Below are 12,178 nucleotides of genomic sequence, written 5' to 3' on the forward strand. Positions count from 1 at the left end.
AATAAAGCCCTTTGAGGGCGTCACCCTATAAGCTCCCGGCTTTGCCGGGAGTCGTTTAACTTCCTGAAGACAAGTTGAAGTCTATTATTCTTATGCAACTTATTGCATAGCAACAATCGGCGCGCTATGGTGAGGGGATAACAACAAAAGTGAAGCTGCCACCATGACAGACGCCGGCAATCAGAAACGCAGTGCCCCCAAGCCGAGCCGCCTGCGTATTGGCCGGCGCTACCGCGCCAGCCGCCTGGCAGGGCCCTATGATGCCCTGGTGATTGGCTCAGGCATTGGCGGCCTGACCACTGCGGCCATGCTCAGTGCCGCCGGCAAGAAGGTTGTGGTGCTGGAACAGCACTATACAGCGGGGGGGTACACCCACGCCTACGACCGCAACGGCTACGAATGGGATGTGGGCGTGCACTATATTGGGGATGTGGGCGATCACCCCACCATGACCCGCAGGATTTTCGATTTTATTTCCAATCACCAGTTGCACTGGGCGCCCATGGACGACACCTATGACCGGATCTGTATTGGCAAGATGCAATGCGATTTGCGTGCCGGGCGCCGGGCCTTTGTGGATACCCTGGTAAAAGACTTCCCCGATGAGCGGGAAACGATAGAGCGGTATTTGCTGTATCTCAATACGGTGGCCAAGTCCATGCGGCGGGTGGCGATAGAAAAACTGCTGCCTTCCTGGTGTGGACCGGCTGTGCGCCTGTGGAGAAAGCTGCGCGATCCGGCCTGGCTGAACAAGACCACCCGCGAAGTGTTCAATACGCTGACCAAAAATGAAAAGCTGATTGCAATTCTCACCGGTCAGTGGGGTGACAATGGCATGCCCCCGGCCCAGAGCAGTTTTATTATTCACGCGTTGATTGCCAAGCACTACCTGTATGGCGGCTATTACCCAGTGGGTGGGGCCAGCAGGATCGCGGAAACAATTATTCCCCGAATCCAGGCCGGCGGCGGTGAAGTCTTCACCTATGCCGCGGTGGAAACCATTCTCCTGGACGGTCAGCGTGTGCGCGGTGTACGCATGGCGGATGGCACCGAGATCGAGGCTCCGCTGGTGATTTCCGGTGCCGGCGTTTTCAATACCTTTACCCGGTTGCTGCCCCAGAGTGCCAGCGAGCGCCTGGGATACCTGCGTCGCCTGAACAGCGTGAAGCCCTCTATGGCGCATATCTGTTTGTACATAGGCCTGGAAAAAACGGCGGAAGAGTTGCAGCTGCCAAAAACCAACTACTGGCTCTACACCAGCGAGCATTATGAACGGGATATGGGCGATTTTCTTGAGGACAGCAACAGGGAAATACCGCTGACCTATATTTCCTTCCCGTCGGCCAAAGATCCTACGTTCACCCAGCGTTATCCGGGGCGGGCCACGATAGAAATTGTGGCGCCGGCCAATTACGAATGGTTTGCCCAGTGGCGCGATAAACCCTGGGGCAAACGGGGCGATGGGTACGAGGCGCTCAAGGAGGCATTCAGCCAGCGCCTGCTGGAACGTTTGTTCGAGCACTTTCCCCACTTGCGGGGGCAGATTGATTACTATGAACTGTCAACCCCGCTTTCCTCGGAGTACTTCTGCTTTTACCCGCGCGGGGAAATCTACGGCCTCGACCACGATCCAGGCCGTTTCGAGCAGCGCTGGTTGAGGCCCAAGACCCGGCTCAAGGGCCTGTATTTAACCGGTCAGGATGTGATGAGCTGTGGCGTAGCGGGTGCAATGATCTCGGGAACCCTGACTGCGCAGAGTGTTCTTGGCTGGCGCCAGGGCGCAAAGCTGATGCGCCAGGTACTGGATACGACTTCGGGTGCACTAGGCGCCAAGCGCCTAGAAGCCTCCATCAAGGCCACCCCTTGAGGGCGGCTTTGCCCAGGATGCCACCGGTAGCGATGCCGGGTTAACTTTTTCCTGGGCAAACGCGCGACTGTCAATTTGCCGCTGCATCGGATCAGCGCCGCGGCAGTTGACTGGGAATCCGGTCGAAATTCAATACCCGGATCGCCAGGCGCCGGTTTTCTTTCTGGCCTGATTTACTGCTGTTATCCGCGATGGGGTCTGTATCGCCATAGCCCTGGGCTTGCAGCCGCTCTTCGGATATGCCCCGCTCAATCAGAAAGTGTTGAACCCAGTCGGCGCGGCGCTGGGACAAATTCAGGTTTTTCTTCGGATCACCGGCATTGTCGGTATGGCCCTCAATGGCGATTTGCAGATCGGGAAAGTCGCGCATGATGACAAGCAGTGCCTCAAGATCGGCGATGGTCTCCATGCGCGGGGCAAAACCCCCGGGCTCGAATTCCAGGCGCAGAATAAAGGTGTCGCCCCTTTCCCGCGAATTGCCGCGTAAAAAGCGTACCAGTGCATCGGCAAAAGGGGCTGCCTGTCGTGCCGCCTGTTCACTTTCCCCCGATTGTATCCCGGTCACAGGTTGCAGTGCATACTGTTTGTCGGAGTCGTGGCAGCCTGTGAGGAACACTGCCGACAGGGCGAAATAGCACACGGATGGGAATTTGCCCACCATAACAGGAATACCGGTTTCTCGACGTCAATTCCAGTGTAGAACAACAGCTAGGGCCATTATCCCGTGCGCAGGAGTGCCGCTTGGGGGGAGCGGAATGGGCAGAGAAGGGCGGTTGCCGGGGCATCTCCTGCGGTTTGACGGAGTATTAAATAAAGTCCAACACAGCCATCATATTGTTGATCACTTGTGCGCCAGCCCGTTCCAGCAGGTGCGCGCGCGCCGGCTGGGCGAAGCCAACCACCCGCATCCCAGCCGCGGCGGCAGCCCGTACACCGGCTATGGAGTCCTCCACCACCAGGCAGTGATCGGGCGCAATCCCCATGGTGTTCGCCGCGTGGAGGAACAGCTCGGGCCAGGGTTTGCCGCGGGACACATCCTCGGCACTGAAAATCCTGCCCTGGAAGTACTCGTAGAGCCCGGTCTTGCGCAGGGTCAACTGCATTTTCTGGTGGGAGCCGGAGGAGGCCACGCAGCTGGGCAAACCCATCTGCACAAGCTGGTCAAGCAGGCCCTCTATGCCTGCCACAGGCTGTAACTCTGCGTGAAAGGCCTCGCGGATACGCCGCTCGGTATTGCCGAAATAGTGGTCCGGCAAGGGTCCGCCGTAGCGCTTTTCGATTTCCAGCAGGCAATCCTCGGCGGGGCGGCCGCTGAACTGTTCGTCGAGTTCTTCTGCGCTGGTGGGCATACCCAGCTTGTTCATCTCTTCGGCCAGTATGCGACAGACGATATGCTCGCTGTCTACCAGCACACCGTCGCAATCGAAAATGACCAATTCTGTGGAGGGCATAATAGTTTGTGGGAATCAGCGTGCTGAGAGTAGCATCAGGCCCAGTACCACGCCAAGAATACCGCTGATGCGCAGGAAATTTTCATTGCCGCGAGAGAGTTTGATCGCCAGCGCCTTGCCGCGTTCGAAGCCGATCTGCAGCATATAGGCGCCACTGAGCAGTACCAGTACGCCCAGTGCATTGAACAGAATATACCAGTGTCGGGTATCGGCAATAAGCAGCAGGATCAGGCCAACCAGAATCCGGGCCCAGGCGGAAAAGGCGTATCCGGTTTTATTCAGTCGCTCACTGAGATTGCGCGCCAAATGTGGCCGCGCAATAATCGCCACGGACAGTGTGATGATGGCGATGCCCAGAAGCCACACAATTGCTTTAATCATGATTTTCCTTCCCTGTAGTGCCGATCTTTATTTTCGCGGATATTGACCCCACAGCCAAGCTGTCCACTGCAGGGGCGCAGGCTGTGAAAGCACAAGGCACTCTGCGCAGGGTAGCGGTATCCCCGGGGCGATGACCCGGTGCGCCGCGAGAAAGCGGTCTGATCACCGGTAAAATACCACTGCTTACAGATCGCCCCACAGGTACTGCAGGATGGAGAGTGCAGCAATGGGGGCTGTCTCTGTGCGCATAACCCGCGGCCCAAGGCGCAGCGGGATAAAGTCACAGGCCAGTGCTGTGGCAATTTCCGCCTGTGACAGGCCGCCCTCGGGGCCCACCAGCAACAGGGCGGAATCGGGCTTTTCGTGCTCAGCCTGCCAGTGATGCAGGTCCAGCCGGGTGCGGTGGTGCAACACCAGTTTGGCTGCCGGGGTGGTGTCTTGCGCGAGGCTCTGCAGATAGTGCGCCAGTTTCACCGGTTCGGCAATGTCCGGCAGCAAATTCCGCCCGCACTGCTCACAGGCGCTGATGGCAATCTGGCGCCAATGGGTGCGTTTTTTCTGCAGGCGCTCACCGGTGAGTTTTACCTCGCAGCGTTCGGTCAGCAGTGGCTGGAGTACAGTGGCTCCCAGTTCGGTCGCCTTCTGTACCACCCAGTCGAAACGCTCCCCGCGGGAAATGCCAATGGCCAGTGACAGCTCCAGAGGGGACTGGCGGTCGCCTTCCTGAAACGTATCAATACACGCCCGCACACGTTTGCCGGTTGTAGCCAAACTGGCACTGTATTCGCCGCCGCGATCATCAAACAGAGTGAGTGGATGACCGGTGCCCAGGCGCAGGACTTTCACCAGATGCCGCGAGGCCGCCTCGCCCAGTTCAATGTCCCGGAGTCCTGAGAGTGGTTGCGCGGAGAAGATACGCGGGATGCGCATAGAGGGGAAATCCTGTGTTGACACTTTTCCAGCCTTCGGGGCGGGAATTCCTGCAGCCCCATGACGATACCCCACAGCAGGATTGGAAACCCTTATCCAACACCTGCAAATAGCATCTGGACAGGCCTTGTAAAACAGGATGAAAATAGGTTTTTCTTTGCCGGGTAACGTAATCGCTGGAAATGCTTGGTGCCGGGGAGGATATCAAAAAAGGTTTGCTTTGCAAACCGCGCTCACAACCATGCCTGTCAGCCTGGGATTTTAAGGGAGTTCTATTACAATTTGTTTTTTAAGTGGGGAGCAGAGTTGCGATCAATCGTGCCGTTTCTGGGGAAAAGACACCGTGGTAACCGAAGACTGACTGGATTGGTGCGTATCATGGATGCCTTGAAAAACGCAGAAGAATTTTTTGCAGAAGTATGCTTACAAGAGTGGGGTCAAGTATAGCATATTCCATTGCGGCACGCTGTTTATTGAATAAAATGAAATAGCTGAGTTGAACTCCGGGTAGTGGTAGGCAGCTTTATATGGCGTCCTGTAAGTATCGCGAATAATGTATAGACTCCACTGCGATGCCGGCCTGTATAACAATTCTCGGATTACCCAATTAAGGTATACTGATCCGCTGTTGAATTGCCAGCGGACTAGAACCCAGGTAATTCACAATTTCAATGAGATGTCATTGATAGGGCGAGTAAAGCAGTGCCGGGTGTCACGATAAAAGATAACGTGTTATTTTATTAGCGCTCTATTGAGTACTGTCTGTTTCCCTTTGAGCGTCCATCATCCAGAGGTTGCGGTACAGTCTGCAATTCAATTTTATTCTTCTAGAGCTTTCGTTATTCTCCCCCTGCAAACCTGTAATGAATAAAAAGCTATCCGATAAACCTTCTATTGTACACATGTGTCAGTTTTGACAGACTGTCATTCATCAGACTTTGGTAGAATTTCCAGTGAACGCACTCTCTCTGTTCGTGTTGGTTTCAGGGCTGTAGGTCTGCGTTGATAAAAAGCATAAACTTGACGCGCCATCGGGCACTGTCAGAGAGGCAAAATGTCCAGATGGGATTGCAGTAGCAGTCACAATTAGGATAGAAACTATCGATATTTCTTGAAGATGGATTGATTTCTTGGTCTATCCCTTTCGAACGGTTTACGTCGCTGTAATCGCCTGTTACTATGTTCGCGTATAGTTTATGGAATATCAATTTTCTAAATGGCCTTCTTGCTCTTCTAACTGTAATCTAGAAAAATTTCGAAGAAAATCAAGGTCGTCTACTGTCCAGCAATACTCACGCGTACCTGGTTAAAATCTGGTATTGGAACTTAGTTACCATGGAGAAAAATCATGAGAGGTATAACTTTATTTAAAATTTTTCTGTTAGTGCTGCTGCTCACAGATAATGCGATTGCTGAAGAAGTGTATAATTTGTTTTCAAAGCCCGGCAATGGAAATGCTGTTAGCGAAAAAAGTGAAATCCAGGCATCTGAACAGGAAAAAAAAGGAATTATCAATATAGGAAAGTTCAATGAAAATGTAAAAAAAATCACTCATGATTCCAAAGTCGCATTTGATTTGAAAGATAAAAAAATCTTGTTCAAGATTGACAGGATCGTAAAAAAGGGGGTTGAAAGATTCTCTTTTTCTGCATCAAGTGCCGATAGGGGCAATATTCATATTTCTGAAAATAATGGTCGTGTCGTTGGATCCATGAATTATGCCGGTAAATTATTTAAGATAAGGCCCGATGAGAATGGCGATACTGTGTTAATAGAGGTTCCAAAAGAAGAGCTGATTGATCACGATGAAGCCTATCAAGAGAATTACAATTACCTTCCCTTGATTGATCAAAGCTTGATTGACTTCGGCAGTGTGGCAGAGGCAAGTGATTCAGATTCAGAATTTACTGTTATTGTTGCCTATACATCCAATTTTGCAAACAGTGCTGGAGATATTGCTGCGTATATGGATTTGCTTGAACTAGAAACGAATATGTCTTATGAAAACAGCGCAGTCAAAACCAGGGTAAAAATTGTCCACTCATATCAGACTGATTATTCAGATAGCGGCGATTTTGTAACAGACATAATCAGTTTTTCAAATACCAGCAATGCACACACGCGACAATTATATAATTTAAGAAATCAATACAATGCCGATATTATGATGCTTCTTACCGGCAACAATTATAGTGCCTGTGGCCGATCTAGAGCCGTTGGCGCTACAGAACAAAACGCACTGGCTGCAGTCAGGGAGAGTTGTGCAACAGGTTACTATTCATTTGGTCACGAAATTGGGCATTTATTTGGTGCGAGACACATTATCTCGCAAGACCCCTCCATGACACCCTTCCCGTATGGACACGGCTATTGTAATGTCACTCCAGGAACCTGGCGTACCGTGATGGCTCCTAATTGCCCTCAGGGAACAGGGGGATCACGTATCCAATATTGGTCTAATCCCGATATCTCTATACAGGGACAGGCCACAGGAACAAGAGATATCGAATTCTGTGCCAAGGTAATGAATGTGCGTGCTGCGGAGGTTGCCAATTTCAGGGTTTCTCCCACTCCAAATCTGGCATGGCTGATACCGGATTTACAATAATCCTTTTCTAGCAAATCTACAGACACGTTTGCCCTCTGGTGCGGGAGGTAGCTATGACTGGGAACTGAAAAGTGACGAGACAAAGCCATTCGGGGAAAGTTTTCAGGCTGCCTGTTGGCCCTTAAATAGCTATAAAAGGGTATTTGCGTCTTTTTCCCCTGCCCGCAGCGAGTCGGTGGGGGTCGTACATGCAATGGCTCAAAGCCGGTTTCCGGTGGCGTGCCCATTTTTTTGGGCCCGCCTGCATAGCCGGGCACATAACCCCCATCGGAAGTCGGCAGTGGAAAGTACCTCGCGCTGCGCGTTGGCCTTGCGAAAAATGCTATTCAACAACGCAATATCGCTGGTTGTATAGGCCACCTCGATTCTTCGCTGGGTGCTCAAATAATACGATCAGGGGAATAGGTGCTGTCCTACCATGCCCCTGAACGTGAGGGTTTCACCTGTGCGTCAAGTTCTATTCGTTCCCGGGTCAAACCGTCTCCATAGATACCGGTACCCCGGGTCCCTCCAGGCCTTTGCGTTTGGGTCGGATCACTTCAATCACTTTGTATAGATTTGGCACCAGGATCAGGGTGACCGCAGTGGCGAAGAGGACACCAAAAGCGAGACTGATGACCATCGGGATCAAGAACTGTGCCTGGATGGAGCGCTCGAACATAATCGGTACCAGCCCGATAAAAGTGGTAATGGAAGTCAGGATAATCGGGCGGAAGCGGTCGCGCCCCGATTGGATCACCGCTTCCATCACCGCCAACCCCTGGGCGCGCAACTGGTTGATCCGATCCATCAATACCAGGTTATCGTTCACCACAACGCCCGCTGCGGCGAGAAAGCCGAGCATGGACATAATACTGATATCATGCCCCATCAGCAGGTGTCCCACCACCGCACCGAAGAAGCCAAAAGGTACCGCGGTGAGGATGAGCAGCGGCTGCGAATAGGAGCGGAAGGCAATCGCCAGCAGTGCGTAAATGGCGAACAGGGACAGCACAAAGAAAGCCAGGATAGCCCCGTTGAACTCCTCCTCCTCCTGCATTTCTCCCGCGGTTCTCAGGGAGAAGCCGGGGAACCGGCGCTCCAGTTTTGGCACCAGACTTTCGCGCATATCCTTGAGGATTTCTTGCGCAGAGGTGGTGTTTGGCGTGATTTGTGCAGAGACCCGCACAGTGCGCTCGCGATTATTGCGGCGGATAGTGGTATAACCGGGTACATAGACCGCTTCGGCCACCGCCGAGAAGGGCACCTCGCCCGCAGTGGTGCGGATGCGGATGCGATCCATCTGCTCTTCGCTGGCGCGTTCGTCTTGGGGGTAGCGCACCATCACCCGCACATCTTCGCGGCCCCTGGGAATACGTTGCACCTCCTCACCGTAGAAACCCTGGCGCACCTGCCTGGCGATATCGGCGAGGTTGACCCCCAGGGTGGTGGCGTAGGGCTTCAACTGGATTTCGATATCGCGGCGGGCACTGGTGAGGTTGTCGCGTACATCGTAGATGCCGGCGTAGGTATTCAGCTTTTCTTCCACCGCATCTGCAGTGGCGCGCAGTTCATCCATATCTCCCGATGCGGTGCTCAGGTTCAGGCTCAAGCCATTGCTGCCGTCATTGATGGTGGAGTCGATATTCAGGTCCTCGACACTGGCGGGAAGTTCGCCGATCAATGTGCGCCAGCGCAGCGCCAGGGTCTTGGAGGTCACATCGCGCAGCTCGCCATCCACCAGTTGCAGTATGACGTAGATATTGCCGCGCCAATTGAACACCAGTGTATTTTCCAGAAAGGGCTGGCCCTGATTCAGTGCCAGCATCCTCTCGTCTACCGCGAGTTTGTCCGCCGCCGCAAGTATCTGTTCCATCACCCGCTCGGATTCGCGAAAGGGCTCGCCGGAGGCCATGGTGGCCTGCAGCTCCAGCAGGTCAGAGGGTACCTGGGGGGAGAACGAAGAGCCCACATAGCCACTCAGGAATACCGTGATCGAGAGCCCCAGGGCCAGCAGGAAGCCCATAACAGTGGTGCGGCTGTTACCGAGGGACTTTTTCAGCAGTGGCAGGTAGTAGCGGTCCCCGGCGGTTTTCATCGCCCCGGCAAAGTGCCCGCGCATCGTCTGCAGCTTGATACCCAGTGTGGACCTGGCAGGCTTTTCCGGTTTCATGCCCACCAGATGCGCCGGCAGGATCAGCAGCGATTCCACCAGGGAGAAAGCCAGACACAGCAACACCACCACGGGCAGGGACAGCATCATCTGAGCGGTGTAACCGGGTAGAAACAACATAGGGATAAAGAACACCATGGTGGAAGTCACGGCAAAGATCACCGGCGCAGAGACCTGTTTAACCCCCTCCTCCGCGGCCGCCAGGCCGGTAACCCCGCGATCGTGGGCGGCGTGCACCGCTTCCCCCACAATAATCGCATCGTCCACTACAATCCCCAGAATCAGCAGGAAAGCGAACAGCGAGAGCATATTCAGGCTGACACCGGTGACCGGCAGCAGTGCGAAGGCACCGAGGAAAGCCACCACAATCCCCACGGTGACCCACAGGGCAAGCGCGGGGCGCAGGAACAGCATCAGCAGGATGAAAACCAGAGCGAAGCCACTCAGCGCGTTCTTGGTGAGCAGGTTCATACGGCCCTCAAAAGACTTGGAGAAGTCGAACCAGATATCGAACTCCATGCCCTGCGGCAGCTGTGCGCGGTTTTCCTCCATAAATGCCTTGATACGGTCCGCGGTGCCCACCACGTCCAGGGGCTCGCCCTGGCTCACGCGCAGGTTCATGGCCGGATTGCCGTTAAAGCGGATGACGTTGTTGTACTCTTCGAAGCCGTCGCGCACGGTGGCCACATCGCGCAGCAGCAGTACGGAGCCATCGGTGCGGCTGACAACCGGGATATGCTCGAAGTCCTCGGCGGTATAGGCCTGGCCGCGGGTCTGCACCTGGATATCCCCGCGATCCGAACGCACCATGCCCGCGGGCAGGTCCAGGGAGGAGCGTCGCACGGCGTTGGCGACATCGCTGAAGCTCAGGTTATAGCGGCGCAAATCCAGTTCGGAGACTTCGATCGACAGTTCATCCGGGCGATCGCCCCAGACATCCACCCGGCGCACGCCGGGAATCAGCATCAATTTGTCGCGCAGATCCAGAGCGGTTTCCTTGAGCTGATGCTCTGACACAGGCCCGCCCACAGCGATCATCATCAGCTGGGTATCCCATTCCTGCAGGTGGATAATCGGGCGCTCGATCCCCTCGGGAAAGGTGTTGATACTGTCTACTTGTGCCTTGATATCGTTCAGCAGGCGCAACTGGTCGTAGCCATCCACTGCCTGGATGTCCACCGAGGAGTGACTGCGGCGGGAGGCAGAATTGACCTCTTTGATCCCCTTGACCTCGGAGATGGCCTCTTCCACACGCACTGTCACCTGCTGCTCGACTTCTGCCGGGCCGGCGCCGGGGTAGGAAATGTCCACCTCAACGATGCCTGGTTGAATCGCCGGGAACACTTCCCGGTCTATACCGCTGATGCCGAAAATGCCGCCGATAATAATCATAATCATCAGCAGGTTGGCGGCCTTGCTGTTGCGCGCAAACCAGGAAATGATGCCGTTCATCAGCGACCCCCCGGATAGGTATTGTCCGTGGCCGCAGTCTTGTCATCAACGCTGTCGGTCAGGTGTGCGGGTTTTTCGTTTAACGGGTTGGGCGTGAGGACCATCCCTTCGCGGGAGTAACCCAGGCTGGAGACGACCACGCGATCGCCAGTGGCGATATCGCCGCGCAGCCAGACCTTGTCGTCGACACTCTGCAGCAGTTCTACCGCTTTAAAGGTCAGTTGATTCTCTTTATTCAACACCAGCAGGTGGTTTCCTTCATGCAGGGCCTGGCGCGGCAGTATCACGACGTCCTCGAAGGTTCTGCCGGCAATATCCGCCTCCACAAACAAGCCGTTCATCAGTGGCGCCGCGCCCTGGTAGGGATTTTCTACCTGCGCCACCGCGAAGATAAAGCGGCTGTTGGGATCGATGCTGGCTTCGGTGCGCACCAGCTGCGCGCGCCATTCCCGCTCGTGCCCGGCCACGACAGCCCTTAGGCGCACGGCAGGGCTGTTTTCGATCGATTGCCCCAGGGGTAGGTTCAAGAGCGCCAGCTGCTGATCGGTCAGGGGCAGGCGCACCTCGGCGATGCCGGTACTGTGAATTTTTGCCAGCCTGGTGCCCGGAGCGATGTATTGGCCCAGGTCGACATAGGTTTCTACCACGCGACCGGCGAAGGGGGCTGTAATGGTGGTGCGCTCCAGGTCCAGAGCGGCCTGATCGCGATCCGCCCGTGCGGCCGCCACTGCGGCTTCCGCCGCGGCCAGTTGGGGTTTGCGCAGGAACAGGGCGTTGGCGGCCTCACTGCCCAGGTCACGCCACTCCCGCTTGGCCTGCTTTGCACGGCCCTGCTCCTGGGCAAATGTGGAGTCGGCGTTGGCCAGTTGGGATTCGGCGCGGGTGACATTGTGCACATAGTCCGCCTGCTCAAGCTGCAGCAGGGCCTCCCCTGCCGAGAAAAAGCCGCCGGGCACGAACGCTGCATTGACACTTTCAATCACACCGCCGACACGGGCTACTAACTCAATCTCATGGCGGGCATTAACTGTACCCTGGCTGGGCACCAACAGGGTCTGGGGCCCGGGCGCTATATAGAGGATATCCGCCACGGGCGGGATCACCGTCTCTGCTGGCTTTTCCTGAGGTTTTGGCTTGAGGAGTACCGTTGCAGTGATGGCAATCGCCCCAACGGCTACAACAATCATTAACAGCTTGTTCTTCTTGGATACTTTCACCGGCGCCCTCTACTCCGCTTCATCATGGAAGTTGGTTAAATTTTGACTAGCGAGCATTTTACTGGAGTTTGATGCAGATACGAGTGGATTTCTCTGCAGGTCGCCGCACAAGCTAGCGCC

General features: G+C 55.0%; 8 protein-coding genes. 2 read left to right on the forward strand and 6 right to left on the reverse strand.

The genetic code is table 11. The annotated features are described in order from the left end of the window. Positions 1 to 163: 163 nt before the first annotated feature. A complete protein-coding gene (locus Q5Y71_RS11490; protein ID WP_306042290.1) occupies positions 164 to 1,867 on the forward strand; it encodes an NAD(P)/FAD-dependent oxidoreductase in 1,704 nt (567 codons plus the stop codon). Between the two features lie 91 nt (positions 1,868 to 1,958). Here the strand turns inward: Q5Y71_RS11490 and Q5Y71_RS11495 are convergent, their stop codons facing one another. The 4 genes from Q5Y71_RS11495 to Q5Y71_RS11510 all read right to left on the reverse strand — a co-directional run bounded on the left by Q5Y71_RS11495 (position 1,959) and on the right by Q5Y71_RS11510 (position 4,629). Next, positions 1,959 to 2,528 (reverse strand): OmpA family protein, encoded by a 570-nt coding sequence (locus tag Q5Y71_RS11495; RefSeq protein ID WP_306042291.1) that lies wholly within the window; start codon positions 2,526 to 2,528, stop codon positions 1,959 to 1,961. A 145-nt stretch (positions 2,529 to 2,673) separates the two neighbouring features. Continuing rightward, on the reverse strand, positions 2,674 to 3,318 hold the full coding sequence (locus tag Q5Y71_RS11500) for an HAD family phosphatase (protein WP_306042292.1): 645 nt from the start codon (positions 3,316 to 3,318) through the stop codon (positions 2,674 to 2,676). A gap of 15 nt (positions 3,319 to 3,333) precedes the next feature. Then, positions 3,334 to 3,699 (reverse strand): hypothetical protein, encoded by a 366-nt coding sequence (locus Q5Y71_RS11505; protein ID WP_301416112.1) that lies wholly within the window; start codon positions 3,697 to 3,699, stop codon positions 3,334 to 3,336. 183 nt (positions 3,700 to 3,882) lie between these two features. Continuing rightward, a complete protein-coding gene (locus Q5Y71_RS11510) occupies positions 3,883 to 4,629 on the reverse strand; it encodes a 16S rRNA (uracil(1498)-N(3))-methyltransferase (RefSeq protein ID WP_306042293.1) in 747 nt (248 codons plus the stop codon). 1,348 nt (positions 4,630 to 5,977) lie between these two features. Here Q5Y71_RS11510 and Q5Y71_RS11515 point away from each other — a divergent pair. Then, positions 5,978 to 7,237: a M12 family metallo-peptidase gene (locus Q5Y71_RS11515; RefSeq protein WP_306042294.1), complete on the forward strand. Its 1,260-nt coding sequence runs from the start codon at positions 5,978 to 5,980 to the stop codon at positions 7,235 to 7,237. A 472-nt stretch (positions 7,238 to 7,709) separates the two neighbouring features. On the opposite strand, the gene Q5Y71_RS11520 is transcribed toward Q5Y71_RS11515, so the two are convergent. Then, positions 7,710 to 10,841: an efflux RND transporter permease subunit gene (locus Q5Y71_RS11520; protein WP_306042295.1), complete on the reverse strand. Its 3,132-nt coding sequence runs from the start codon at positions 10,839 to 10,841 to the stop codon at positions 7,710 to 7,712. Further along, on the reverse strand, positions 10,841 to 12,058 hold the full coding sequence (locus Q5Y71_RS11525) for an efflux RND transporter periplasmic adaptor subunit (RefSeq protein WP_306042296.1): 1,218 nt from the start codon (positions 12,056 to 12,058) through the stop codon (positions 10,841 to 10,843). Before Q5Y71_RS11525 ends, Q5Y71_RS11520 begins: the two co-directional genes overlap by 1 nt. Positions 12,059 to 12,178: the final 120 nt, after the last annotated feature.

This window comes from Microbulbifer sp. 2205BS26-8 (assembly GCF_030731025.1).
Classification (GTDB): domain Bacteria; phylum Pseudomonadota; class Gammaproteobacteria; order Pseudomonadales; family Cellvibrionaceae; genus Microbulbifer; species Microbulbifer spongiae.

What these genes read in the sequence shown, in the direction of transcription:
- Q5Y71_RS11490 (WP_306042290.1), top strand. Translation starts at nt 164, where the DNA reads ATGACAGACGCCGGCAATCAGAAACGCAGTGCCCCCAAGCCGAGCCGC.
- Q5Y71_RS11495 (WP_306042291.1), bottom strand. Translation starts at nt 2,528, where the DNA reads ATGGTGGGCAAATTCCCATCCGTGTGCTATTTCGCCCTGTCGGCAGTG.
- Q5Y71_RS11500 (WP_306042292.1), bottom strand. Translation starts at nt 3,318, where the DNA reads ATGCCCTCCACAGAATTGGTCATTTTCGATTGCGACGGTGTGCTGGTA.
- Q5Y71_RS11505 (WP_301416112.1), bottom strand. Translation starts at nt 3,699, where the DNA reads ATGATTAAAGCAATTGTGTGGCTTCTGGGCATCGCCATCATCACACTG.
- Q5Y71_RS11510 (WP_306042293.1), bottom strand. Translation starts at nt 4,629, where the DNA reads ATGCGCATCCCGCGTATCTTCTCCGCGCAACCACTCTCAGGACTCCGG.
- Q5Y71_RS11515 (WP_306042294.1), top strand. Translation starts at nt 5,978, where the DNA reads ATGAGAGGTATAACTTTATTTAAAATTTTTCTGTTAGTGCTGCTGCTC.
- Q5Y71_RS11520 (WP_306042295.1), bottom strand. Translation starts at nt 10,841, where the DNA reads ATGAACGGCATCATTTCCTGGTTTGCGCGCAACAGCAAGGCCGCCAAC.